A 26,805-nucleotide genomic window follows, 5' to 3' on the forward strand; every position below is an offset into this window, starting at 1 on the left:
AGTAATGTTAAGTTACTGGGGCGCGATAAGATAGATTCCAGATAAGTTCAAATCATTAAATGTTGTCCAGATTGGTTCATAAACTTTATAATTTCCTGCCTTAATGCCACTTTCTAAATCCTCTTTAACAGTGAGTGTACCTGTATGAATTCCGGCCAAATCAAATGTCCAGCCCATTAGCTGATTGTTATAGGAATAGTTGGTTAATACAGGTCCACCGCTATCGCCATTAATTGAGGTGTAACCAATGGCTAAAACTTCATTATTTTTATACCCATATCCAGCGCCGCCCCACCAAATATCAACATTGGCATAAGCGATTTTTCCGGAAGTTGTTGTACCGCTGTTTGCTCCTCTCATATAAACGGTATCACCTACCGTGTCGCTAATATAGACACCTGTAATCATTGCCATATTAGATGAGGAGGGATAAGGTACACGTGCTCGGCCTTCAAAATTAGAGTTTAAAGTAATGTATCCAGAATCTGAAACAGCGTAGGAGCCATCCCCAGGTGAAGTTGTTCGATAGGTGAAATTTCCAATTGAATCTGTTGCACTTGTCGGTTGGTACCACGGACTAACACTTCCCGCAGTCTGACAGTGACCTGATGTAACTAATACATCCTTATCATTTTCATTTACTCCATAGTACCCACCTGTGCATACCGAATAAATTGTTTTATCGGGCTCGTCTGGTTTTGGACGATAGTTCCCGCCTATTTTAGCTCCCATCGGAATGAGTGATCCCCAGTTAGTATTGTCGGTTTCTGCTCTTAGAGCTGATGGGGATAACGTTGTATATATAAGCATGTCCGACTTGGGGAACAAAGATGAGATGGAAAGTCTCTCTTGCTTCTCTAGTTTTGCATCAAAAACTACAATTAATTTGTTATTCTTTATGTCCGGTATAAGCGCCAGAACAGTTCCAGGTTGAGCATTTTGTTTGATTTTCTCTTTAGCATCAACAATATCAGCCCAAGAGTATTTGGTTACTTCAAAATCAACTTTTTCATCATTCTGTATTGAATCCCTGATAAGCTCCTTCAAATATTCCGAATCGTCTGTAATCTGAACAGTTACTCTTCCTTTCTCAGCATCATAATAATAGCCCGAAAACTGAGAGGGGAATTTTCTTTCAATTAAGTCTTTTATTATTGGGATGTCCTTTTTTACACGTTGGTTTTCAATATAGTCAGAGAGAATTGCTGAATTTTTCAATTCATAAGGAGGTGAGGTTAAAGTTAAAGGATATGGTACTTCGTTTGACTTATTTTTTTGGGATTCATTTGCAATTTCTTGAATAGAACCTTTAAACAACTTCATCTCAGGAATAGGGTTTTCTTCGGCATTTACAGAAAAGGTAACAAGTGAGCTGAAAACAAGAGAAGCAGCAAGAAAAATGGAAAGTGTGATCCTTTTCATAATACGTGCTCCATCCCTTCTTTTTATTGAACTAGGAAGCGATGATTATCAAAGCAAGACCGTTTAATTGTTTCAACTCCTTTCTTGTCCGAAGTATTTGCTTTGTTTTGTTAGTTGCACGATCTTAGCAGAATTCTTACTGACGCTTCCATTTGGAAACAAAAACTTGTCCTCTATCGTCAATCAGATAGGAGGTGTTGATTTTGAAAAAGTTCGCTGTTGTTATGTGTCTTTTGGTTTTCGTCGGTTGTCAGGCTATTCCACCAGAACCATCAAGAGATGATACAACGGAGCCCCTTCCAACATCTGCAGAAGAAGCGGAGCATTCTCCCATCTCTGTGGATATTGGAGTTCCAGAGCAAGTCAAGGTTGGTGAGTCCTTCCACATTCATGCCACGCTTGAAAATACAACCGATCAGTCGATTGAGATAACAACTGGGGATCCGGTATTTTACTATATCATACGAGACAGCAACGGTAAGGCTTTAAATACCATAACTAGAACGGATGTCGGAGTTGTACAGACGTTGGATAAGAAAGAGATGATATCAGAGAAGCATACCTATATATTTAATAAACCAGGTATATATGACATCTCAGTAGTTGCTGATTTCACACTTTCCGATAAGGATCATAGCAACCAAATTTACCAAGTGGATAGCGAGCCAAAGAAAATTCAGGTGCTTGAATAAAAATAAAAGAACCACCCTCCCGCATTTTTGGGAGGAAGGTGGTTCTCCCGTTTATACCATCACTTTGCAAATGTCGTTTGTAAATTCGACTGGATCGTTGATTGGCAGCCCTTCGATCAGCAGCGCCTGATTGTAGAGCAGGCTCGTGTACAACGCCAGCTTCTCTTTGTCGTTCTCGTAAGCCTTCTTCAGCGACTGGAAGACGTCGTGGTTCACGTTGATCTCCAGCACTTTCTCGGCTTTCACCGACTGGCCGTTAGCGCCTGGCATCGAGTTCAGCACTTTTTCCATCTCGATCGTCAGCTCGCCTTCCGTCGATAAGCAGACCGGATGGGATTTCAGACGTTTGGACGCTTTGACTTCCTTCACCTTGCCCGACAGCAAGTCCTTCATCGCGGCGAACAATTCCTTGTTCTCATCCGTATTCGCCTTATCTTCGGAATTGTCGGCTTCAATGCCCAAATCCCCGCTCGATACCGATTTAAATTCCTTATCCTTGTATTTCATGATCATCTTGATCGCGAACTCGTCAATGTCGTCGGTGAAATACAGGATCTCATATCCTTTATCCAGTACCAGCTCCGTTTGCGGCAGCTTCTCCAGCCGTTCCACCGATTCGCCGGCCGCATAATAAATATACTTCTGGTCTTCCGGCATGCGGGAGACGTATTCATCCAGCGTAACGAGCTTCTTCTCCTTGGACGAAGTGAACAGGAGCAGATCCTGCAGCACGTCCTTGTTGACGCCGTAGTCGTTGTATACGCCAAACTTCAGCTGGCGGCCAAAGGAGGCATAGAACTTCTCGTATTTCTCGCGGTCTTCCTTCAGCAGCGTCTGCAGCTGGCCCTTGATCTTGCTTTGGATATTCTTCGCAATCAGCTTCAACTGACGGTCATGCTGCAGCATTTCCCGAGAAATGTTGAGCGACAGATCCTCGGAATCCACCATCCCTTTGACAAAGCTGAAATAGTCTGGCAGCAGATCCGGGCATTTGTTCATGATCAGCACGCCGTTGGAGTACAGCTCCAGCCCTTTTTCGTATTCCTTGGTGTAATAGTCAAACGGCGTTTTCTCCGGAATATACAAAATCGCGTTGTACACGACCGCACCGTCGGCTTTGATATGGATATGCGATACCGGTTTGTCGAACCCGTAGCGTTTCTCCATGTAGAAGTTTACATAATCCTCTTCCGTCAGCTCGGATTTATTCTTGCGCCAGATCGGCACCATGCTGTTGATGGTTTGTTCTTCGGTAAACGTCTCGTATTCACCTTCACTGCCTTCCTTCGGCCGGCTGCTCGTGACGTCCATCTTGATCGGGTAACGGATGAAATCCGAGTATTTCTTGATGATCGACTTCAAACGGTATTCCTCGAGGTACTCGTCATATTGGTCGTCTTCGGAGTTTTCTTTGATCTTCAAAATAATATCCGTACCCACCGTTTCCTTCTCATACGGTTCGATCGTATAGCCGTCCGCCCCTTTGGACTCCCATTTGTAAGCTTCGTCCGAACCCAGCGCCCGGCTGATCACGTTAACCACATCAGCGACCATAAACGCGGAATAGAAGCCAACGCCAAACTGCCCGATAATGTTATGGCCGTCCTTCAATTCATTTTCGTTCTTAAACGCATACGAACCGCTGTTGGCGATCGTTCCGAGGTGCTTCTCCAGCTCTTCCTTGGTCATGCCGATCCCGGTGTCGGAAATCGTCAAGGTCCGGTTGGCTTTATCCGGCTTAATCTTAATAAAATAGTCGTCCTTGTTAAATACCAGCTTGTCGTCCGTTAACGCCCGATAATAGATTTTATCAATGGCATCGCTGGCGTTCGAAATCAGCTCACGCAGAAAAATTTCCCGCTGTGTGTAAATCGAGTTGATCATCATTTCCAGCAGTCGTTTGGATTCTGCTTTAAACTGCTTTTTCGCCATGAATCGGTTCTCCTTCCTTTCACCCCATGAGGGAACTTGTCTAACAACATATTAGCACTCTACAGGGCAGAGTGCTAATTCCTAGTTTTTAGTTTATCGATCCGTAATTCGAGTGTCAATACGTACTAGGGGACAAGCGGTGTGTACCCCGTTTGCTCTACTAGGTACTGCCCCTGCGAGGATTGAATCCATTCGATCAGCCTCTCCACGTTCGGATTGTCGCTGCCCGCCGTCACCGCATAAAACTCAGCCGCAAACGGATATTCTCCGCTGGCGATCGTCGCTCGTTCCGGCTTCACGCCGTCGATGGCCAACAGGCGGATATTCCCGTTGTTCACCATCTCCGTGGCATAGTATAGGAACGAATAGCCCAGCGCGTTTTTGTAGTTGCGGTAATCCGCAGTCCGCGAGATGATGCCGCCCATTCCGGAAGCCACATTCTCTTTGGGCGGTGTGGCCAGCTCCCGTCCATCCATCACCCGGATCAGCATCGTCTGGCTTCCGCTGTCCTCCGGACGCTGGAAGGCGCGGATTCGCTCATTTCGGCCCCCCACTTCACTCCATCGGGTAATTTCCCCCGAGTAGATCCCGCGGATCTGCTCTGTCGTTAGCCCGGTTACCGGATTCGACGCATTCACAAAGAAAACAAATGCCTCACGGCCAATTGGGGTGAGCTTCAATTCCTTGCCCTGCTTGCGGGCAGCAGCGATTTGCCCCTCCGACGGCGCAGCGGCGAAAATGATATCCGCCCGACCTTCGATCAGATTCTTATAGGCCACAGGCGTCGTATTCACCATAACCTCGCTATCGTAGAGATCATACTCCTGACGAGGATATACTGCCTGCGCAAATGCGGCATACAAGGGATAAAGGGCTGTTGCTCCGTCAAGCCGCGGTAAATCCTCTGTTAATGTCAATTGGGACGGTTCCGGCAATACTGCCAATTTCCCCGTGTCCGCAAACGGCCGATACGGCCACATATCTACCTCCTGGTCACTGACGACCGGGATGCGTTGATGGTAAGCCTGGCGAATCTCGTACCCCGCCGTGGTCAAGCCGCCCAAAATCACGACAGCAAGGAGCGAGAAATACAACTTGCGCCGATGCCGTTTCGGCAAAAACATCAAGAAGGCTAGGGAGACAACCAACACAGCCGCCACAACCAGCACCAAAGGCGCATAGAACAGCGCGCCGCCGGCCAAAGAGACGATCAGACTGGCAAAAAATCCTAAGAATAAGATCACGCCGGACAGTAGGACACAAAGCACAATTTTGGCCACAAGCTCTCCAACGGATTTGTTCATCCTTTATCCATCTCCTTTGCTTTTTCTCCTCGGTTATAGATCGGCAAGCTAATTGTAAACTTCGTCCCCGCTCCAGGTGCGCTTTGCACGCTCACCGTACCGCCAAATGAAAGAATCGCCTGATAGGAGAACGTCATCCCTAGCCCTGTTCCATTCGATTTCGTCGAAAAATAGATGGATCCCAGCCGCTTGGCCTGCTCCTCCGTCATCCCGATCCCGTTATCCTGAATGGTTAAAACGACCTTACGCGCCTCAACCTGCAAACGCAAGGTGACGATGCCCCGGGTATTTGGCAATTCGGCGCATGCTTCGACCGCGTTTTTGATGAAATTGACGAGGACTTGCTTCATTTTATCAGGATTGGCTAAAATCCAAACCGGCTCCGGCGGGTTCCCGATTTCAAGCAATACATTATGCATATTGGCATAAGGGCTCATGACATCCTTCGTAATCCGGAGCAATTCTTCGAGATTGGTAGGCTCCTGCTTATTGCCAATCGGCTTGGATATCGCCAGGTACTCGGATAGTATGTATTCTGTTCGGGCGATCTCACTCATGCAGATTTCAATGTATCGCTCGATTCGGCCTCGGTCTGACACGCCATCGCGAATCAAGGTGAGGAACCCTTTCACCGCGGTCAGCGGATTCCGAACTTCATGGACCAATGAAGCGGCGACATGGCTGATGGCCCGCACCCGCTCGTTTTGCGCATAGCTAATGAACAGATCCTTCTCAATGACCGCTTTTCGAAACAATGTAATCAGCATCCAGCATCCCACCAAGTTCTGCATCGGAATGACCACCATGTGAAAGGTCAAATTATCGATGATCGATACCGGATTTTTCAAATAAACAGCCACCAGCGGCGTGATCGAAAAGAATACCCCTGCCAAGAGTAAGATCAATGACCGCTTTTCCGATTGATTATAAATGCGATACAACAGGTAAGAACCAGGGAACGTCATCAGCATGATTACGATCGCGATGAACACCCCGTCGCCTCCAATATATAAACGGTATAATAGAAACTCCGCTAAGAGGATAAATCCCGTCTGCAATCCCCCAAAGATCATACCGAAGAAAATGATCGTGTATCGTATATCATAAAAATATCCGTGGACGACTGAGGCGCCAAACGTCATTGAAAGAAACAAGCATATCGCGCTGGACAACGTAATGAAGCTCTTCGAATAGTTACGGGACTGATCCCGGTAGAAAATGTTGTACATTACAAATGGCATATGAGCAAAGAACATCTGAAGAATAATGTCTTTAAGAAACGTCATGCATGCTCACCCTTTATTGGCTGATTCGTCTATCCCCTGGTATGTATAACCCTTTTATTCCATGTATCTCTCTATAAACCCTTTTTCTCGGGAATAAAACATGGACTAAAATACATTTATGGCATCCAGCCGTCCGGGAGCATAGGCTGTAGAAGCAGGTCTAGCCTGCGATCCTATCTCCTTGAAGGATGATTTCTCGTGTCGTTAAAGCGCTCCACCTTCATCCGGACTTATTTTCTGCGCCGTTTGTGGCAGAAGGGCTCCCATATCTTCACCGGAGAAATGGCTCTACACCCCTCTGACGCTTGGGAAACGACCGCTGTATTTTTGGGCTTGGCGAAAAAAATGAAAAAACGCTCGGCTCAACCAACGGTTGAATCGAGCGTTTTATTTTAGATTAGGGGGGGCAGATAGGTCTGCGCCCCCCCCCTTTTGCACCATTATCCCCTTGGGTCAGGGAAACCCGAATAACTCGGCTCAGAAACGTTATGCAATAGTTCGAAGGGGGCTATCCATCCTTATACCGGATCAAACGGGATAATCCTGCAAAAACGTCGAACGACAGGCCATCGCCTGCGCCAATAGCACCTTGGCAGGACGGTCCAACACCGCCGAGTTAGCAGACACCGAAGGGGAATCCGTAATCACTGGTTTCATGCGGATTCGCCCGTGGTTCCCCGCGCGAGATAAACCGGATTGGTCAGGCAGGTCATCACCTCATGCTTCCAATCCGGCAAGAATCGCCGCGCTTGCACACGGTAGAACCACCGATCCGCCGGCATACGGCACACGAGCTCTCGCTCTTCTTCCTCTACGATCCATTCCTGCTCCAGACCGTGGTTTGACCATAGGCTTACGCGATCCCCCTGCGCCCCGCGAATCGTGATCACCAGTTCAACCTCTTCCCGTCCATCCGCTACCTCCAATTCCTCACCGATACCAACGCCATCGACCGTCAACGTGAGGAACGTATCATCCGGCCCCATCGTCAGCACTACCGCCCCGCGCTTTACGGCATCAAGCACGGACGCAACGGTCTCCTCGGCGACGTAGACATGCGCAGTTGGCCCTCCATGCCGGACGAGCGGATGGTCCTGATGCGTATCACTGCCGCCGATTGCGACGATGCGCTGGCCTTCGGCAAGGCGCTGCTGCCACCAGGTTACTGCTGTTTCGTTCAGCTCCCGCCATGGCCCGTTCCACACCTCAATTGCATCAAACGGAACATCGAAACCAAGCTCCCATGGACAATCCGGGCAGAACGGGTGATTCAGCACAACCAACGCCCCCTTCGCTTGCGCCTGACGCAGCTCCTTGGCTGCATCTTCTGCCGTTAACACACGAAAGTCTGTCAATGCATCCGGTTGGCCAAGCAGGTTAGCATGGCCTTTGTAACTCGTAAGTTCCACGCCGGGAATCAACAACAGTGTTTCGTCCTGCGCCATCGCAAAGCGGTTTTGAGAGGCCGTATTATGATCGGTTAACGCTAGGAAATCGAGGCCTTTGTCCCGGCATGAGGCTATCGCTTCACTGATCGTGTACTTTCCGTCGCTGTGAACAGTATGGGCGTGCAAATCGCCTTTAAGCCAATGCGGATGCTTCATGGTGATCATGATCTCAACCACGACTAATATCCCTTCTGCGGGCACTTTATAAGCCCCTAACAGCACCGCCCATTCACCGGCCACAATAGGCCCAGCCAAGTAACCGGGCGTTGCTTTCTCCAACCCTATTTGAAAACCGTCCCGCGCTCCGCCGCTCCAGCCCACGATCCGGTCCGGCGAACGCAAACCAAGATCAACCACGGAACGGTCATTTTTTTCATAACGATAATGGACTTCAATGGATTCCACCCCCTCCGGAACGGAGAAAACGACTTCGGGGTACGTCCGATCTTGTTCAGGAACAAGCCAAACCCGGTGCTCCAACCGATGTTTTGCCATATCTTCGCAGCATCCTTTCTATTCCTTGCTGGCGCCCAGCATAATGCCCTTCATAAAAAACCGTTGCACAAACGGGTACACCGCAATCAGCGGGAGAATCGCGATTACGATGCCGGCCATTTTGACGTTGGTCGTCACCAGGTAATTGCTCGATACGCTGCTCGTATCGATAATGATCGACTTGAGCGCGACCTGCAGCGTATACTTCATGCTGTCGTTAATGAAAATGAGCGGTGCCGTAAACATGTTCCAACGCCCGACGAACTCGAACAGCGAGACGGTGGCAAGCCCGGGCGCGGCCAGGCGCAAATAGATTTTCGCGAAAATCCAGAAGTCCCCTGCCCCGTCCATTCGGCCCGCTTCGGCAATCTCGTAAGGGATGCCCATGAAGAAGTTCCGCATCAGCAGGATCGAAAATCCGGACACTAAACCGGATAACACCAACACCGTCAGCGTATTAATCAAATGAAAATCCTTATTAACCACGTACAGCGGAATCAGCACCGCTTCCTGCGGGATCATCATCGTGAGCAAAATAAACGTGATCATCGCCTTTTTCCCCGGTACATGCGGATGAATTAGGACATAACCCGCAAGCGAGGAGAGCAGCACGTGCAGGACCGTTCCTACAACGGTGACGATCGTGCTGTTCAGGAACGGCCGCCATAGATTAAGGCTCTCCCAAATCGTTCGGTAGCCCTCCGCGCTAAACTCGGTCGGAAACAGCACGATATTCGGCTGCATGGAAGCCAGCCCCGACGAAAACGACAAGGCCAACACGTTCAAAAAAGGAACGATCATCACAAGCATTAACAGCAGCAGAAACAGCAGATTTATGATGTCAAATGATTTATTTTTCCAACCCAAGCGTTCGAAACGTTCGCTCCCCATCGTTTATCCCACCTCGTCAAATCGGGTTAATTTGCGCACGACCAGCGTCAGCGCCAGAGTGAACAGCAGCACCAGAAAGCTGGCGGCCGCGGCGACGCCGACCTGCATGTTCATAATCCCTTTCTCGAACGTGTACACCATCAGTACATCAACATCCGGTGCCGTCGACGGATTGCGCAGCACAAATACCTGATCAAAGATCCGCAGCACTCCCATCGTATTCAGCAGAAAAACTACCTTCATCGTGCTCAGCAGCTGAGGCAGCGTAACGTAACGAACCTGCTGCCAGCGGGATGCCCCGTCTATCCGCGCCGCTTCATAGAGTGATGGATTAATCGTCACGATACCGGCCAGGAACAAGATACAGCTATAGCCCATGTCCTTCCAGGTCGCGACGAGGATCATCACCCAGCGGGCCCAGAAGGACTCGGCCAGAAAATGAATGGGTTGCGTGCCGGTCAAGCGCTGCAACAGTAAATTCACGAGTCCGGTATCGGGAGACAGCAGGAAAATCCAGATCCCCCCGACGATAACCCAGGACAGCAAGTGAGGGATATAGAGCACCATTTGGGCGGTTTTTTTGAAACGGGCATGCAGCACTTCGTTTAAGGACAACGCCAGCACCAGCGGGGCGATAAATCCTAAAGCCAGAATCCCTCCTCCAATCACCAACGTGTTCGTCAATGACTTCCAGAAGAACGGGTCATGCCAGACCTGCGAATAATTCGCAAGCCCGGCATACGGACCGTCCCCCATGAGCCGATAATCCTGAAAGCTGACCTGCAGCCCCTTAATGAGCGGATAATAACCATAGACGAGAAAATAGATGGCTACAGGGATCATCATGAGATATAGAGCGGCATACTTCCGCAGAGCTTTCACGGTTGATCGTCACATCCTATTCTTGTTCTTGGCCTATTCGTCGATGAGGTTGGCTGCCTTCAGTTCCTTCTGCATTTGGCTCACAGCGTCGGCTGCCGGCATTTCTCCGGACATGGCCTTCAGCGCGTAGTTTTGGACGATTTTTTCAGCATCCGCCCATCCTGGCAAAGACAACTCCAATGTGGCATATCGCTTGACCAGATCTTGCGCTTCCTGCACACCTGGTAACTTGCCGAACGGCGGCTTCACGTTCTCGTTGTACCAGAACGGTACGCCGTGGTCCATGTTGTGCTCCTTGCCGGTGGCGGTCAAGGTGTATTGATCTCCATCCTTCGTGTAATCTACGCCTTCGATCCCCAGGCTGCCCAGCATAATTCCGGCTTCGGAATGCCAGAACTCCAGGAACTTCTCCGCCGCATCCGGATGCTCCGCATTCACCGGCATCATCCAGTAGTCAGGATCCCCGCGACGCATCAACAGGCTGCCATCCGGTCCTGCCGCACTAGCCAAAGCTTTCGCTTCAAACGTAGTGTTCGGGTCGGCTTCCTTGCGTGTGCTGTTGAACATCCCGACCCAAGCATCCCAGTACGTAACCATGCCAACGCGGTCGGTTAAGAAAAGGTTGCGCATCTTACCGGTATCGTTCGTGACGAAGTTCGGGTCCATGATACCTTCCTTCGTCAGTTTAGCAAACCATTCGTACATCGGGATGGCGGCATCCGACGCGTACGGAATCGTCCGTTTGCCGTCCTTCAGTACGTAGCGATATTTCAAGCCAGCCGCACTCATAAAGCCTTGAATATCATACAGCCCGGAGGTGCTGAGTCCATAAGTATCGGCTTTGCCATTGCCGTCTGGGTCCTGTTCCTTGAACGCCTTCAGCACGTTGTAGTAATCGTCCAGCGTTTGGGGCTCCTGCAGGTTCAGCTTGTCCAGCCAGTCCTTGCGGACGATCGGCATCGTACCGCCTTGAAACTTCGCGAATACGGCATAAATGTTGTCGTCCTTCCCTTTCAACTGCTCCCATTCCTCGGACGGAATGACGCTGGGATCCGACAATTGACTCGATCCTTGCACGAAGTCTGTTAAGTCCGTCAGTGCGCCTTGATCGATGAAGCTGTTCAGTTTGCCAAGGTCACTGCCTTCAATGAGGTCGTATTTCTCACCGGAACCCAGCGCCGTCAATACCTTTTGATCATAGTCGCTGGCCGGACGCTCAATCGTCACATCGATACCGGTCAACCGCTTGATTTCCTGCTCAAATTTGGCGTTTTCCTCCGGGGTTTTGCCGCCTACGTTGGCCGATAGAATCCGCAGCTTCATGTCCCCTGCCGACGCGTCTGTCTGCGCTCCGGTAGAAGTATTGCTTGACGTTCCGCTGTTCGCCGCAGTACCGTTATTTCCGCCACAGGCCGATAGCAGCATGGAACTAATCGTCAGCAGTGCGATGAGATGAGTCGCTTTCCTTTTCACGGGATGATTTCCTCCTTGGTTTCTCTTCTAGAATCCTATCCTTGGGGTGGCGCGCAAGATCCACGTACCACAATCTCTGCCGGAATCAGCGTTCGCTTGGCAAGACGCTTGCCGGATTCGAGCTGCTCCAGCAATAACAGCATGGACTCCTGCCCGAGCTGGTCGGCATGTAACCGAACCCCGGTGAGGGGCGGTGAAAATTCCTGCGCCAATGGGCTGTCGTAGGCGAAGGACAATACGGACAACTGCTCCGGTATACAGAGCCCAAGTTGCTCTGCGGCCTGGTAAACGCCTAACGCCATCGAGTCGGTGTCAGCAATAACCGCGGTGATACTCGGATCCGCACGTAGCTGAGCCAATACCGTGTTATAGCCAAAGGTGAGAGACGAGGTGCCGCCGTCCGGTTTATGCACGATCATGTCCTTCGGAGGCGTTAGCCCTGCCTGCTCGAATGCATTCAGGTAACCTTGCCCGCGGTCAACCGCCACAGTTCGATTCGCCGGCGCATTCAGAAACAGAATGCGCCGGTGCCCAAGCGACATTAAGTACTGTGTCGCCTGCGTAGCGATCCCAACATTATCGTTGTCGACATAGGAGACCCGGGACTGATCCTCCTCTGACGGACGACCGATGACCACGATGGGAATCCCCCGCTGTAAACAATCGTCAATTCGGGAATCCCCGACCACCGCATCAAGGATGATCTCACCGTCCACCGGATCGGAGGCGATGTGTTCCACCTGATTTTTATAAGTCGATGACACGGTGTTGATTAACAGGCGATATCCTTGCTCATAACATACAGGTAACACGCCATTGAGCAGCGAATACTGAAACTGGTTCATCTTCGCCTTCTGCTCGCCTTGCATGTTCAGGCCGATGATGCGCGTCGTTTTGCTCACCAGACTACGGGCCCAGTAGTTTGGCCGGTAATTCAGCTCTCTTGCCACCCGGAGAACCTGTTCTGTCACTTCTTTGCTGATAGGGCGTTTTTTGCTGAACACACTGGATACGGTGCTCTTTGAAACCCCCGCCGCCTTGGCCACATCATCAATCGTTGCCACGTTCAATCGTTCCTCTCCACAATTCGTACTAGTACGAACCTAGATTAAACCGGTTTTGTTAAACCCGTTTCATCTGCCCGTGTGAAGTTTGTAAAATTACAGCTTATTGCTCAGAAAAACCCGTTTAATTGAGCAACAAAAAAAACGGCCGTTTCGTTTGGCCGTTTTCATAGACTAGATATGGAAGTATCGTTATTCCTCTCTTTCTTAGTTATGAGTGACAACAGCACCTGAGCCGCCGTACATTTCAACTGGCTCCGCAAACTCCAGCTTCAGTACGGTAACATGCTCATGACAATCTTCCGGTGTTAAGTAAATCCATGTCGTACCCGGAATATTAAACCAAGGCACCCCGCCATGAATTTCATGTTTCAGTTCTTTACCCGAATGGAGCACGGTCACTTTCTGGATCGAATTACATAAGCCCTTGAGGCAGACGCTTTCCTTCGGGTCATCGTAAACGAACAGATACAACGTCTTGCGATCTTTCGTTAATGTGCTTCCGCCCAACCAATAACGGGTCATAATCCCTTCGACGGTTCCGTACACCGCTTCTTTATGCGTGCGAATCCAATCGCCTAGCCCAAGCAGAATGTCGGCTTGTCTCGGATCGATCGTCCCGTCCTCGCGGGGACCGATATTTAACAACATGTTGCCGCCCATGGAGATGCAATCGCAGAACATGCGGATGATTTGTTTTAACGATTTATATTTGTGATCTTTGTGTTGATAACCCCATGAGGTGTTAATCGTCGTGCAGAACTCCCAAGGTCCCTCGGGCCTTGTGATTGGCAGCCCTTGCTCCGGCGTTTTATAATCCCCGTAGCCGGCGAGACGCGAGTTGATGATCAGATCGGGGTTAAAAGACAGCAAATACTCCTTAAACTCCGGCAATCCCCATTGCTCCGCGCTTCGTTCCCAATCCCCGTCGAACCAGAGCAAATCAACCTTGCCATATTTCGTTAACAGTTCGCTCAGTTGATGACGATTAAATTGCAAGAATTTCTGCCACTTCGCTTCGTCCTGGTTACCGTCCAGCGGTTCCGAGAAACGATTCACTTGGCTCAGATCCTCAGGCACGACACCACCTGGATACACGCTAGGATAATCCGGATGCGACCAGTCGATCAGCGAATAGTACAAACCGAGCCGAATCCCCCGCTTCTTGATCGCTTCAGCATACTCTTTCACGATGTCACGTTGGGCCGGGGTTCGCTTGACCACGCTCAAATCGCTATACTGAGTATCAAACAGCGCGACGCCGTCATGATGTTTTGTCGTCAACACCGCGTACTTCGCCCCGGATTTCTCGATCAATTCCGCCCATTGGTCGGCATCAAACCGGGAAGCTGTAAACCCGTCCAACTGTTTCATGTAGTCCTCATAGGAAATCACGCCGTTATGAAAGGACCAAGATTCAGAAACACCGTCAACCGCATAAATCCCGTAATGGATAAAGATTCCCAGCTTCGCGTCTTCAAACCATGGTAACATCGTCAGTTCCCCCTCTATGCTTGTTCCTCCTAACGATAGTTGATGGCGGCATGAGGGGTAAATATGTGGTTTTTACGACGGATATGTCGTTTTGAAGATCACCTGCAAACAAAGCGGGCTCCCCTAAGGAACACCCTCGTTCATCTTCTTCCTCTGCCATTTTGATATCATTCACACTGCGAGCGGTCAGCTGCTCCCTGGCAAGTGTTGCGCTCACATTTGGGGATTCTTGCCGATGCTTCTACTTCTTATCCACCTGCACCAACGTAACTTGTTTGATGGAGAACGTCCCTTCCAGCTTTTCCACAGGGATTACGTTCAGCTTAATGAGTCCGGCGATCTTCTGGGCATCCGCTTTGGAAACCAATCTCCATACGCCAGGGTCGGGAAGCGCTTCGTAAAGCTTGCGGTCATCGTACTCCTTACGTTCCTGATGGATCGTTCTAACCCGGTATTCCCCGACGTCCAGTTCCGAAATGCCTTGTTCCTGAAAATGTTCTAAAATTTCGCTGCGTAATGCGGTCAGCTCTTGCTCTGTTTCTTTCTGCAGCTGTTTGAGTTCATGATAACGACGCACTTTCTGTTCCACTTGTCCACGCTCCTTCGGTGAGATCGAACCTTCCCTCATGTATATGAAAACCGCCGCCGGCCTCATGCGTGCCGACGGCGGAACGATCAAATCTTTTTATTTAGTAAAGTCCTTGAAGAGGCGGTATACCACGACGGCTGCTTCAGCGCGAGACGTTGGCGCTTCGGCCTCGAAGCGGTTCCCCGATTTGCCGTTCATGATACCAAGGCTTGTGACTTTGCCCACCGCCTCGGCGGCCCAAGATGGAATGCGAGCTTGGTCGACGAAGCTGTAATTTGCTCCGCCTTCCCCTGCCAATTGACCCAAAACCTCCAGCGCCTTCGCCAAGACCACTGCGATTTCAGCGCGCGTAATCGGTTGGTCCGGTGCAAAGGTGCCGTTGGAATAACCGCTGATCAGCCCCTTGGATGTCGCAATCTTCACAGCCTCCTCGTACCAGCTTCCGGCAGGAACGTCCTGGAAGGAAATGACGCTGACTTCGTTTGGATCAGCCTTCAGTTCCAGTGCACGTACCAACATGGATACGAATTCCGCCCGAGTAACTTGCGTGGTCGGATGGAAATTGCCATCCATGGATCCAGCAAGAATGTCTTTCGATGCCAGAATTTCGATCGCATCCACCGCCCACGCAAACTTCGCTGGGGTAACATCAGCAAAGGTGACGTTCTTAGCCAGATAGATGTACCGGCTGAAACCGTACAGATTCGCAACCACGTTACCGTCCTTCAATCGACCGAAGAATGGAGTGAGTTCTCCGCCATCCCCCAGCTTGAACAGGCTGATTTTCCACCCGTTCATTGCTCCAGGGTTCAAGGCCGTAAGCGGGATCGCGGCTTCAGCCGGCTTGCTGAGCTGGATATTTTCCAGCACCTTCCCGTCCTTCGTTAAAACGTTGATATCATAATAGATTCCAAACGCTTGAACACCTGCTGGCAACTTCGAGCTTTCCAGCAGCTTCTTCGTCTCCTCCTCCGTTGCCGCCGTGACTTGAACATATGCGGCATCCGGGGAAGTGATCGCGCCGTCCGGAATCGTCAACGTAAACCCATTAGGCAGCTTCACTACCGTTGGTTCGCCTGCCTTAATGGCTACGGCATCCTTAGGGATTGCTGGTTTAGTTGGCGTCGTTGTTGGTGTAACAGTTGGCGTAGAAGTGGAACCGCCGCTGCTGGATCCGCCTCCACCACCACTGCCGCCGCCGTTACCTCCACCATTGCCTCCGCCGCCATTATTAGGCGGGGTGACAGGGGTGACTGTGACGTGGACGGACTTCGAGGAGCCTTGGGCAGTCACGTCGATCACGGTAGATCCCGGTTTCAAGGCCGTAACCAGTCCTGTGCTTGAAACATCGGCAATTTGCGGATCACGCGATTGGTAAACTGCATCGGTTACAGTGGTTTCATTGCCATCCGCATCCCGATAAGTCACGCTTAACTGGTCGCTGTTTCCGACTTTCAGGGTCAGGCGATCTGGTGTAACAATCAGTGAAGGTTCCCCAGGTTCTGGTTCTTCACTGCCCTCTGCGATAACAGTCACTTGAACAGTTTTCGTGAGACCTTCGTGCGTTACCGTAATCGTAGTCGTACCTTCCGCTACCCCGGTGACGAGACCTTGGTCAACCGTTGCGATCGTGGAATCCTCCACCGAATAATTCGCTTCAGTTGTAACGTCGCTTTCCTCGCCGTCTGCCGCTTTATACGTTACGGTGAGTGCTTGGTTATCGCCTACTTGAAGATCCACGCTTTCCGGATTGACCCGCAGCTCGGGTTGTTCTTCGCCGGTTTCAGCAGTTACAGTCACTTGGACAGTTTTCGAGAGTCCTTCATGAGTTACCGTAATCGTAGTCGTACCTTCCGCTACCCCGGTGACGAGACCTTGGTCAACCGTTGCAATTGTGGAATCCTCCACGGTATAGTCCGCTTCGCTTGTGACGTCGCTTTCTTCACCGTTTGCCGCTTTATACGTTACGGTGAGTGCTTCGCTTTGACCAGTTTGCAGCGACAGATTTTCAGTGTTGACGATCAATTCCGGCTCTGTTGCGTGATTGTAGTTGAACACATGAGCCGGATCGAAGTACCCATTCCCGGCCAAATCATAGACGTAGACCTCGTAATAGTTTTCCCCTGGTACAACTGGAACCTCAATTTTGAAATTGCCTTGGTTATCGATCGTCCCGAATTGAAAATCAACATTGCCTTCAGGGTCTACAAACCACGCCTCGACACCAATCACAAGCTCCATGTCCAGCCCGCCGAAGTTCACGAGATAATTAATCAGCATATCCTCCGTCACTTCGCCGGAGATGACCCCCGTTTGACCGGAAGCTTTCACTTTCAAAGGCGGATCACTAAGCTGGGATACCGGTGCCGTCGTGTCGACGAAGAAGACATACGCCGAGTCTTCCGATGGTACGGAGTCAAATAAGGATGTTCCAGTATAAGGAACCAGCAGGTAGCCTCCATCAGGAAGTAACACGTCGTCCTCATATTCATTAGTTATAATTCCGTCCCAACCTCTCAAAGAATAGCTGCCGGGATCAATGCCTTCATCGGTTTCAATGATCACGCCCAGCCAATTTCCGTTCAGATCATGGACTTCCAGCGAGAAATAATCGGCATATTCGTTCACTGTAAACGAGATGTCAGTGGTATCATAAAGTCTGTCGTTATTCGGTGAAATCGGGTTGTTGGTCATACCAACATCCGTCACTACATCCATCTGCGGCGTATCGCCCACATACACCGATACCGGCAAGTTGATCACATGTCCGGTTGCCGTTTCAGTTAAGATCACTTCACCTTCATACCACTGGTTGGCGGCTTCTTCCGGTACGGCAACTGTCACGTTAAAGCGGGTTTCACCGCCAGCGCTGACCGCAACCTCAGCCGCAGACAAGGTCAGGTCAATCGGCGAATTGCTATACCACTGCGAGCTGACCGTGTAGGTCGAGGACCCCCCAACGATGTCCTTCACGATCACCTGCTGTTTGGCAGAATAACCGTTGCCAACATATCCAAACGACAGGCTGCCCGAGTAAAAGGTTTCCGGGAGATCCCCATCCACGTTCGATGTCGAATCCTCCACCATCGCTACTGCTTTGGCCTCCAAAACCTGATCCAGCGCGACCCGTCCGGCTCCTTGATCCATATGAGTATATCGGTCACCGTTCCGATCGCTGAGTTTGACGGTATTATTCATCAATAAGGACTTTACTTCGTAAGGTGTCAGGTTTGGATACTTTTGCAGCACGAGAGCGACTGCACCTGCAATATGCGGTGCGGCCATACTGGTGCCGTTCTGGGCGGCATACCAACCTTCATACTCCGGCACGCTGGAGACAATGCCCATCCCTGGCGCGGAGATGTCCGGTTTAAGGTCATACCCCGGTTTGGCCGGTCCACGCGAGCTAAAGCCCGCCATAATATCTTCTTCTACTGTCGTACTGAATTCTGCAGACAGCTCCTGTTCTTTCAGCGCGTCAAGAATTCGGTTCCCATATGCTCCAGAAAGGGCATATACGGGGATTTGAACGTCGGCGCCTCCCAACGTCCCGCTTTCCAATGCTTCCGGCGCATTATTGAACACAATCGCGGCCGCCGCACCCGCGCCTTGGGCGTTGAGCGCTTTTTCCGCAAAGGAAATGTCACCGCGTTTGATAAAAGCAATTTTCCCGGTCAAATCCTTACCAACATAATCTTCGGCTTTCCCAAGTCCTACATCCACCAACGGATAAGACTCGGTCAAATCCTCAATCCCGGCGGATTTATCAAACGTGTCCATGAAGAAGCCTTCTCCGCCCATCTCTGGGATCCGCATGATCGGCGTGATCAGCGGCGGCTTGGATGCGCCGACTGTAATCGCCAGCTCCGAGCTGCCCGGATCGGTCACAGTGGCGTCTCCCGGTCCGGAGTTACCACTGGATACCACCGCCACAACGCCGGCTTTCACCGCATTGTTCACCGCAATGGAATCAGCGGAGCGCTGGTTATTCGTGTTGGAGCCCAGCGACAGGTTGATGACGTCCATGCCATCCACGACCGCACGCTCGATCCCGGCAATCACATTCTCCGTCGAACCGCTGCCGTATGGACCTAACACTTTATAGGCATAAACTTCAGCCTCAGGTGCAACCCCTTTGGTCCCCGCGAGTTCGTCTAGGCCTACGCCGCGACCGGCGACAATCCCCGAGACGTGGCTGCCGTGCGAGGTATAGTAAGCTCTGCCATCTTCATCAAACTCAGGTAACGAAGGATCCTGCTTACGTGCATCCAAATAATCCTGCTTGGTTGTTTCGTAGGGCTCGTTATCATCGTTCACAAAGTCATAACCCCAATACCCTTCCGGAATCGCATCCGCCAAATCGGGATGGTCCTTCGCTACGCCGGTATCGATAACGCCCACTTTAATCCCCTGACCTTCATTTCCTTCGGCCCAGAAGTTATCGCTGCCGATAAACGTCACGCTGTCCATCGGCGCAGTTGGAGACGCATTCTCCTCCGTGGCATAGACCGTTTCGTTAGGATAAACGGCCTTCACTCCCGGAAGCTTGAGCAGGTTTTCGATCTCATTGGCCGGAAGTGTTAACGAATACCCGTTAAAAATATTTTCGTATTCGCGCTTAATTTTGGCCTTCAATTTACCAATCGCTTGCGTTTTAAACGTTTGCTGCTGCAAATCGATCGCTTTCCTATGGGAACTCAGCGATTGGCTTGTTTTCATTTTGCTCTGCGTAGCCTCGAACACCTTTAACGGCGCTTCCTGCAGCTCGACGATCACCGTCGTTAACTCGCTGCCGTCCGTAAGCGGAACGAAGTTTTGCGGTTGAACCGCAGCCGCTTCGGCGTTCTGGCGTTCCAGCTGCAACTTATTGCCTGCGGGAGAGGCTTGGCCCAAAACCTCCCGTTGCTCTCTGCCTTTCAGCTGAACGTCCGATACTTGCTTACGCAGCACTTCCTGCGTCACGACGTCCTGATTCAGCCGAGGAACGCCGTCCCTCCTTGCATCGGCTCCCGCCAAAGCGTCGCCTTCGGCTCCTGCCATCGGCAGAAGCAGACTAAATGCGAGGAGGAAGCTTAAGATTCCTGCAACGACTTTCTTGCTCAAACTCTCATCTCCCTCACCGTTCATAGTTTCCAAGGAGCCTATACAAGCTGCTGACTTTATATCTATTGGGTGAGGGTTCGATATATTCCCATTTATATGGCATACAAGCATAAAAAGGTTAAAAAAATACACCTACCCAATTCAGGTAAGCGCATCCATATGTAGTAGATTCGGTTATTCTGCCATTGTCGCAAACAGTTGCTTCTTCAGCTCCCGATTTTTTTCAATGAACAGATCATTATGCGAGGAGACCATTCCATATGCCTCTGCCTCCGGGTTGATGTACTGTTTGGCTCGGTTCACAGCGTTCGCCGCATCCTGAAAAGCCCCGGCGATCAGATGCAGCTTGCCTTCATAAGACAAAATATCCCCCGCAGCAAAAATCCCCTCCACCGTGGTTTCACTCATGGCCGTTCCTTTTACGCCGTACTCGTTCGCCATTTCGATCTTGACTTCACTGTTTTCCAGCAGCGCCTTATCCCGTTCATACCCGTGGCTGACCACCACCTCATCCACTTCCAGCTCGACGATGGAGCCGTCCTCATGGTTTTGAATCCATACGCTGCGGATGGAATCTCCGCCCTTGGCGCCGGTCAATTTCACGATCGACGTGTTCAACAGGCAAGCCACATCGTTCTTCATCAGCTTCGTCACCTCAGCCTCGTGGCCTTTCAGCGTTTCTTTTCGGTACGTCAGATAGACCTTCTTCGCAATCGGAGCCAGCTCGTTCGCCCAATCGATCGCGGTATTCCCGCCGCCGGAGATCAGCACGGTTTTGCCTTTGAACCGGCCCAGCGATTTCACCGTATAGTGGAGATTCGTCACTTCGAATCGTTCCGCCCCTTCGATGTCGAGCTTCGTGGGCTTCAGAATCCCGCCGCCGATGGCCAGGATGATCGTTTTGGAGTAGTGTTTGGCTCCCGATGCAGTATGCAATGTAAAAATGCGATCCTCGCCCCGAGAAATCGAAGTCACCTTTTCACCTAGCACAACTTCCGGTTGGAACGTCATTCCCTGCTCGATCAATTGCTGGATCAGCTGTTCTCCAGTGACCGGCGTCAGGCCGCCGACGTCCCAAATCATTTTCTCCGGATACACATTCACTTTGCCGCCAAGAAAAGGCTGATACTCGATCAGCTTCGTCTTCATCTCGCGCAAGCCGCTATAAAAGGCCGAATACAACCCGGCAGGGCCGCCTCCGATAATCGTGACATCATATACGGTTGGTTCCATCGTCGTTACCTCTCCTTTTTTATCACGTAAACAAAGTAAATGATCTACTTGGATGGAACCATCATATCATATCTAATTGAGAATGAAAATCATTATTATCTAAATTTTTTTGCTTTTTTCTCTAAAAAAGCGAATCCTTTCCCGCCCGCGCCTCGCTGCCGCGAATAAAATATTCGTAGCGTCCAAGGTTCCGCAGTGCTCTGTCATCCCGTTGCCAAACCCATTCCATCAGCTGCATACTTTCGCTCAGGTCTTCGGCGTACAAGTGATCTTTCCCCCACTTGACATCTTTCATTAAATTGTTTATAAATAAATTGTAGGAAATTTAATTTTACTAAATATAAATAGAGGCTAAAGGATGTGTGTCGAATGAGAGTAGACATGACGAACCTGACGAAAGAAAAACTTGCGCAAAGCCTAGGCGGCCAGCCGGGGTACTTCAAGCTGGTTGGCGAATCGGAAGGGTGCAGCGCAGCCGGCGTTTATTCGCTGCATTTGGTCAGCGAGCCGCTTCCTACTGATATCGCATTTGAATCGGGCGGCTTCACCTTTTTGGTGGATCGCCAGCAAGAAATTTTGTTTGATGACGTCTTACGCTTGTTTGCCCATGAGAATTACCCAACTTACCGTTTGAGCAGCGACTCGATGTTGTACAGCAACAACGTCGTGCTGAAAGACAAACGCGTTGCTGCTACCAGCGAAGCCCTTCGCTAAACGGTCAGGGGCTTCCCTTCCTTTCCGCTTACGGCTGCCGGAGCATGATCCGGCAGCCTTTTGGGGTTGTTTTTCATTCAAGCGTCTGCCGGCTCTTGAATCCGTCGATCTTCTGTGTCACAATGATGGGGGCATCCAGGCGCCAGGGGTAGAACTGGATTTGAATTGATTTTTTTACTTATCCGGCCCGGGTGAATACATCATCTATTCCTATTCATAGAGGAGGATCCGATTCATGAAGACGATCAAGCTTGGTACGAGTACACTGGAAGTCCCTGTCATCGCTGTCGGCTGCATGCGAATTAATTCGCTGGACAAAGCCGGAGCGGAACGTTTCGTTCAAACCGCGCTGGAAGAAGGCGCTAACTTTTTTGACCACGCGGATATCTACGGCGGCGGCTCCTGTGAGGAGATCTTCGCCGATGCAATTCATATGAACCCGGAGATTCGGGAGAAAATTATCCTGCAATCGAAGTGCGGCATTCGCCAAGGGTTCTTTGACTTCTCAAAAGAGCATATTTTGTCGTCGGTTGACGGCATTCTGAAGCGTCTGAGAACCGATTATCTGGACGTTCTGCTGTTGCACCGTCCGGATGCCTTGGTAGAACCTGAGGAGGTTGCTGAGGCGTTCGACCAGTTACATAGCTCGGGTAAAGTACGTCATTTCGGCGTATCCAACCAGAACCCTATGCAAATCCAACTGCTGCAAAAATACGTGAAACAGCCGATTGTCGCCAATCAGCTGCAGCTGAGCATCACGAACACCACGATGATCTCGGCGGGCATTAACGTAAATATGGAAAACGAAGCCGCGATTAACCGTGACGGCAGCGTACTGGACTTCTGCCGCTTGAACGATATCACGATTCAACCGTGGTCGCCGTTCCAATACGGTTTCTTTGAGGGCGTCTTCCTCGGCAACGAGAAGTTCCCTGAGCTGAACCAAAAAATTGACGAAATCGCCGCGAAATACGGTGTGACCAATACGACGATCGCCATCGCGTGGCTGCTGCGTCATCCGGCCCAAATGCAACCGGTCATCGGTACGATGAACATCGACCGCTTGAAAGACTGCATCAAAGCCAGCGACGTCCGCTTGACCCGTGAAGAATGGTACGAAATTTACCGTGCGGCAGGGAACATTTTGCCATAAGCTTAGAGTCCATAAGCGAAACAACCTAAGCCCCGTTTCCACAGGACTTAGGTTGTTTTTTTGCCCAATTTGTCGAAAGGAGGGGCCGAAACAAGATGCCTGCCGATAGCACGCCGATTCGTCTGAGCCGGTTTCTAGTATTGATCATGGCGGTCACCGCCGGCATCGCAGTGGCGAATCTCTATTACATTCAACCGCTGCTGGCAGAGATTGCCGGCTCGTTTGGTGTTACGCAATCCCAGGTGGGGTACGCGGCTACCCTGACGCAAGTCGGTTATGCCCTTGGGATGCTGATGATCCTGCCGCTGGCCGATATCCGTGAGAAAAAAAAGCTGATCCTGTTCATGCTCGTCTGCTCCGCTGGCGCCCTTCTGTTTCTGGCCTTTGCCTGGAACAGCCTCATCCTGAGCATCGCCTCGTTCGCTGTGGGCTTCACTTCCATCGTCCCTCAGCTGATCGTGCCCCTCGCTGCACAACTGGCCGACCCGAAGGAGCGCGGCCGGATCATCGGCACCGTCATGAGCGGACTGCTGATCGGGATTCTCATCTCCCGGACGTTCAGCGGGCTGGTGGGCGAATATCTCGGCTGGCCGGCTGTTTATTTCATCGCCTCCGGCCTCATGATCCTTCTGGCCTTCTTCTTAGCGTTCCGCCTGCCCAAGTCCCCGTCCGCGACCACAGCCGGGTATGGGGATTTGTTCCGCTCGATGGCGTCACTCATTAAAGATTTGCCGCTGCTGCGCGAAGCGGCGCTGAACGGCGGCATGATGTTCGCCGCCTTCAGCGTGTTTTGGACGACGCTGTCATTTCTGCTGGCCGAACCGCGCTTCGGTCTTGGCCCTGACGCGGCCGGTCTGTTCGGCCTGATCGGCGTCGTCGGGGCCATGGCTGCGCCGGTCGCCGGGCGGATGGCCGATCGGCGCAGCCCGCGCTTCACCATCGCCATCGGCATGGGCGCGGTGATCCTCGCCTACGCCTGCATGCTCGGCTTCGGCTACACCTTGGCGGGCTTGGTTGTCGGCGTCATTCTGCTCGACCTTGGTGTCCAGTCGACACAGATCTCCAACCAGGCCCGCATCCACGCCATCAGCGACGAGTACCGCAACCGTATCAATACGATCTATATGGTATCGTATTTCATCGGCGGAGCTCTGGGCTCCGGGATCGGCTCGTTCAGCTATGCGCATTTCGGCTGGACCGGTGTATGCATCGCCGGCCTGTTGACGCAGCTCGTCGCCGTGTACGCGCAGGTGCGCGGGCTGCGGCGCGAGCTTCGCCTGTCATTGGCCAAACGCGGATGATTGCTCGTTCCAACGAAAGGGGAGACCGATATCCACGCTGATGGAACAGGTCTCCCCTTTTTCTTATTCCCCGCCTACTTCTGTTGCCTTAACGCCGCAACCGCAGCCGTTGTGAAACTAGCCAGCTTGTCCGGCAAGCGATGGAGCGGGAACCAGTCGATCGCCCCGATCGCGCCCCCTTCCTCCATATTCCGCAGCTCGCCGCCAACAATCTCCGCTTCGTAAATCACCGAGACCCAATGCTCTGCCTTTTCCGGTCGGATCGTCTCTGCCGTACACAGTACCCCAATGACTGCGATGTCGAGGTTCACCTCTTCTTTGATTTCCCGCACAACGCCGTGCTCCATCGTCTCATAGATATCGATTTTGCCGCCGGGGATGCTCCAAGTGTCCTTTTCCGGCTCCCGATTACGCAGCACCATCAGAATCTCTCCCCGATCATTCCGAATGACCGCGCCCACCCCTAATCGGGGAACAGCCAGCTCTGTCGTCTTCATCCACCCTCCACCTCTCATGTCATCGTTCAAGCCATTGCCTGGGTTCTATTATAAAGCAAAATATCTGAAGCGGAAGAAAAAACACCCCGTTCCTCCGAAAAAATTGAGAGAAACGGGGTGTTCTTGGTGGCTATCAACTTAGAACTTAAATTGTCCCACCATCCGATGCAAATCGTCGGCGATCTCTTTCATCTCGACGGCCGAAGCGGACACCTGCTCCATGCTGGCGAGTTGCTCTTCGGTAGAAGCCGAGATTTCCTCAGTCGATGCCGTAGATTCCTGGGCGATGGAGGAGATGTTTTCGATGGTGCCGATCACTTCGTTTTTGTCGCTGTTTACTTGCGTGATGCCTTCGATCAGCTCTTGCATGCCTGCAATCATCTGATGGATCGTCTGATCGATTTGCCGGAACGCTTGTCCCGTCTCCCGCGACACCTCGCTCGTCCGAGTAATGACTTCGGTCCCCTGGTGCATATACTCCCGGGTCTTCTCAACCGCAGCAGCCACGTCCCGCACCATCTCCTCGATCCCCTGCACCGAACCTGTCGTTTGTTCCGCCAGCTTGCGAATTTGCTCCGCCACTACCGCAAAGCCCCGACCTTGTTCGCCAGCCCTTGCACTTTCGATCATAGCGTTCAGCGCCAATAAGTGTGTTTGCTCGGCAACCGCCTTAATCACGGTCGTCACCTGGGTGATCGACTGCGATTTGTCGCTCAGGTCGTTCACCTGCTCCTCGATGTTCACGCTGACTTCGGCGTTTTCACGGATCGCCTTCTGCAATAGTTTCATGCTGTTCAGCGTGGTTTGGTTGGCTTCCTGCGTCTCTTCAATACTTGCCTTCATCTGATCTGCCCGCGCGGTCAGGGCAAGAATCTCTTCAGCCAAGCTATGCAATCGCTCAAACCCCTCCTGCGCATTCACCGCAAGATCGCTGGATCCTGTCGCCAGCGCATTCGTCGCCGTTGAAATCTCCTTCGCCGCCTGTGAGCTCTCCCCAATCATCAACGAGAGCTGCTGCGAACCATGGGTGACTTGGCCGGCACGGAGCTGGATGTTCTCCATCATCCCGCCCAGCTTGCTGCGCATATGGGCTAGATCCTCGGCCATTTTGCCGATTTCATCCTGACTATGATGGTGAAATTCTTCGGTAAAATCCCCTGCGGCATATCGTTTGATACATTTGGACATCATCGTAATCGGACGGATCATCCGATGTCCCATAAATAGGCCCAAGACAATCGCGAGCAGCATAATCAAAAGCGAAATGCCGATGGTTTCGATCAACGCGTCGCGGATTTGCTCGTTCATGCTTTCCAGCGAAATCCCCACATTTAATGCGCCGGAAAGCTCCTGGTTATAGGTAAATTCGGTCGAAATATTATAAACCTTCTCACCGCTGGCCATCTTTAGCATTTTGCCCGTTGTCTCTTGGTTCGCAACAATGGTGGTCAAATCCACGTCTGACTTCGTGACCGAGGCAGAAGTGACAGCGTCTACTTCCTTTGCGGACTTCCCTGGAAGTTGACTGTTATCCGATACGATCAAATTCCCTTGGGGATCAAAAAGAGAGACATAAACGAGGTTCCCGTTGCCTTCCTCCATGATGATTTGGAACATCTTCTGCAGCTGCTCCATATCCAACATTTCATTGCTGATAATTTCGCGTTTAATATTCGTCACCAGGGTAGTCCCGTCGCTCTTCATCTGACTGGTCATGGATCGTTGGACCTCGTAATAGGACACCAGTGTGAAAGAAACGGCACAAATCGTCATAAGCAGCACAATCATTCCAAGCATTTTGCCGGTTAGCGAATGGAACCTGAATCTCTTAG

At 51.2% G+C, this 26,805-nt stretch carries 22 protein-coding genes; 5 read left to right on the forward strand and 17 right to left on the reverse strand.

Annotation, left to right across the window (positions count from 1 at the left end; genetic code table 11):
- Nucleotides 1-12: 12 nt before the first annotated feature.
- A complete protein-coding gene (locus tag PBA01S_RS13175; protein ID WP_085169252.1) occupies nucleotides 13-1,422 on the reverse strand; it encodes a chymotrypsin family serine protease in 1,410 nt (469 codons plus the stop codon).
- Nucleotides 1,423-1,625: 203 nt separating this feature from the next.
- Here PBA01S_RS13175 and PBA01S_RS13180 point away from each other — a divergent pair, with 203 nt between their 5' ends.
- Nucleotides 1,626-2,114: a hypothetical protein gene (locus PBA01S_RS13180; RefSeq protein ID WP_127576145.1), complete on the forward strand. Its 489-nt coding sequence runs from the start codon at nucleotides 1,626-1,628 to the stop codon at nucleotides 2,112-2,114.
- A 51-nt stretch (nucleotides 2,115-2,165) separates the two neighbouring features.
- Here PBA01S_RS13180 and htpG read toward each other — a convergent pair whose 3' ends face one another.
- The 3 genes from htpG to PBA01S_RS13195 form a co-directional block, all read right to left on the reverse strand.
- Nucleotides 2,166-4,046, reverse strand: a complete 1,881-nt coding sequence (gene htpG, locus PBA01S_RS13185) for a molecular chaperone HtpG (RefSeq protein WP_127576146.1) — start codon at nucleotides 4,044-4,046, stop codon at nucleotides 2,166-2,168.
- Nucleotides 4,047-4,171: 125 nt separating this feature from the next.
- Entirely contained in the window at nucleotides 4,172-5,350 is a 1,179-nt protein-coding gene (locus PBA01S_RS13190; protein ID WP_085279148.1) for a PstS family phosphate ABC transporter substrate-binding protein, read from the reverse strand.
- Entirely contained in the window at nucleotides 5,347-6,636 is a 1,290-nt protein-coding gene (locus PBA01S_RS13195) for an ATP-binding protein (RefSeq protein WP_085279147.1), read from the reverse strand. Before PBA01S_RS13195 ends, PBA01S_RS13190 begins: the two co-directional genes overlap by 4 nt.
- Nucleotides 6,637-6,834: 198 nt before the next feature.
- Between PBA01S_RS13195 and PBA01S_RS13200 the strand changes: the two genes are divergently transcribed.
- Complete coding sequence (locus tag PBA01S_RS13200; protein ID WP_127576147.1) at nucleotides 6,835-7,032, forward strand: hypothetical protein; 198 nt, start codon at nucleotides 6,835-6,837, stop codon at nucleotides 7,030-7,032.
- A gap of 132 nt (nucleotides 7,033-7,164) precedes the next feature.
- Here the strand turns inward: PBA01S_RS13200 and PBA01S_RS23140 are convergent, their stop codons facing one another.
- From PBA01S_RS23140 to PBA01S_RS13250, 11 genes are all read right to left on the reverse strand, one after another.
- Nucleotides 7,165-7,293: a hypothetical protein gene (locus PBA01S_RS23140; RefSeq protein WP_255315354.1), complete on the reverse strand. Its 129-nt coding sequence runs from the start codon at nucleotides 7,291-7,293 to the stop codon at nucleotides 7,165-7,167.
- Nucleotides 7,290-8,579: a CehA/McbA family metallohydrolase gene (locus tag PBA01S_RS13205; protein ID WP_127576148.1), complete on the reverse strand. Its 1,290-nt coding sequence runs from the start codon at nucleotides 8,577-8,579 to the stop codon at nucleotides 7,290-7,292. The genes PBA01S_RS23140 and PBA01S_RS13205 overlap by 4 nt, the downstream gene beginning before the upstream one ends.
- 18 nt (nucleotides 8,580-8,597) lie before the next feature.
- Nucleotides 8,598-9,470 carry a carbohydrate ABC transporter permease gene (locus tag PBA01S_RS13210; protein ID WP_127576149.1) on the reverse strand — a complete coding sequence of 291 codons (873 nt, stop codon included), beginning with the start codon at nucleotides 9,468-9,470 and terminating at the stop codon, nucleotides 8,598-8,600.
- A gap of 3 nt (nucleotides 9,471-9,473) precedes the next feature.
- Entirely contained in the window at nucleotides 9,474-10,352 is an 879-nt protein-coding gene (locus tag PBA01S_RS13215; protein WP_016313324.1) for an ABC transporter permease subunit, read from the reverse strand.
- Between the two features lie 33 nt (nucleotides 10,353-10,385).
- Nucleotides 10,386-11,825 carry an extracellular solute-binding protein gene (locus tag PBA01S_RS13220; protein WP_016313325.1) on the reverse strand — a complete coding sequence of 480 codons (1,440 nt, stop codon included), beginning with the start codon at nucleotides 11,823-11,825 and terminating at the stop codon, nucleotides 10,386-10,388.
- A 35-nt stretch (nucleotides 11,826-11,860) separates the two neighbouring features.
- On the reverse strand, nucleotides 11,861-12,889 hold the full coding sequence (locus PBA01S_RS13225; RefSeq protein WP_085169357.1) for a LacI family DNA-binding transcriptional regulator: 1,029 nt from the start codon (nucleotides 12,887-12,889) through the stop codon (nucleotides 11,861-11,863).
- A gap of 207 nt (nucleotides 12,890-13,096) precedes the next feature.
- Nucleotides 13,097-14,383: an alpha-L-fucosidase gene (locus PBA01S_RS13230; RefSeq protein WP_028538705.1), complete on the reverse strand. Its 1,287-nt coding sequence runs from the start codon at nucleotides 14,381-14,383 to the stop codon at nucleotides 13,097-13,099.
- 241 nt (nucleotides 14,384-14,624) lie between these two features.
- Nucleotides 14,625-14,972, reverse strand: a complete 348-nt coding sequence (locus PBA01S_RS13235; protein WP_255315355.1) for a hypothetical protein — start codon at nucleotides 14,970-14,972, stop codon at nucleotides 14,625-14,627.
- Nucleotides 14,973-15,068: 96 nt separating this feature from the next.
- Nucleotides 15,069-20,075, reverse strand: coding sequence for a S8 family serine peptidase (locus tag PBA01S_RS13240; protein ID WP_164744156.1), 5,007 nt, complete (start codon nucleotides 20,073-20,075; stop codon nucleotides 15,069-15,071).
- A 174-nt stretch (nucleotides 20,076-20,249) separates the two neighbouring features.
- Entirely contained in the window at nucleotides 20,250-21,308 is a 1,059-nt protein-coding gene (locus PBA01S_RS13245) for an NAD(P)/FAD-dependent oxidoreductase (protein ID WP_127576152.1), read from the reverse strand.
- A gap of 121 nt (nucleotides 21,309-21,429) precedes the next feature.
- A complete protein-coding gene (locus tag PBA01S_RS13250; protein WP_174844486.1) occupies nucleotides 21,430-21,573 on the reverse strand; it encodes a hypothetical protein in 144 nt (47 codons plus the stop codon).
- Between the two features lie 104 nt (nucleotides 21,574-21,677).
- On the opposite strand from PBA01S_RS13250, the gene PBA01S_RS13255 reads away from it, so the two are divergent.
- From PBA01S_RS13255 to PBA01S_RS13265, 3 genes are all read left to right on the forward strand, one after another.
- Nucleotides 21,678-22,022, forward strand: a complete 345-nt coding sequence (locus PBA01S_RS13255) for an iron-sulfur cluster biosynthesis family protein (RefSeq protein ID WP_036644899.1) — start codon at nucleotides 21,678-21,680, stop codon at nucleotides 22,020-22,022.
- Nucleotides 22,023-22,257: 235 nt separating this feature from the next.
- Nucleotides 22,258-23,175: an aldo/keto reductase gene (locus PBA01S_RS13260; protein ID WP_028538701.1), complete on the forward strand. Its 918-nt coding sequence runs from the start codon at nucleotides 22,258-22,260 to the stop codon at nucleotides 23,173-23,175.
- Between the two features lie 95 nt (nucleotides 23,176-23,270).
- Nucleotides 23,271-24,476 (forward strand): MFS transporter, encoded by a 1,206-nt coding sequence (locus PBA01S_RS13265; RefSeq protein ID WP_127576153.1) that lies wholly within the window; start codon nucleotides 23,271-23,273, stop codon nucleotides 24,474-24,476.
- A 74-nt stretch (nucleotides 24,477-24,550) separates the two neighbouring features.
- Here PBA01S_RS13265 and PBA01S_RS13270 read toward each other — a convergent pair whose 3' ends face one another.
- Nucleotides 24,551-24,973, reverse strand: coding sequence for an NUDIX domain-containing protein (locus PBA01S_RS13270; RefSeq protein ID WP_085170803.1), 423 nt, complete (start codon nucleotides 24,971-24,973; stop codon nucleotides 24,551-24,553).
- Between the two features lie 138 nt (nucleotides 24,974-25,111).
- Nucleotides 25,112-26,805: methyl-accepting chemotaxis protein (locus tag PBA01S_RS13275; protein WP_164744157.1), on the reverse strand; the 1,694-nt coding region annotated here is incomplete at its 5' end.

Source organism: Paenibacillus barengoltzii NBRC 101215 (assembly GCF_004000745.1).
Lineage (GTDB): Bacteria > Bacillota > Bacilli > Paenibacillales > Paenibacillaceae > Fontibacillus > Fontibacillus barengoltzii.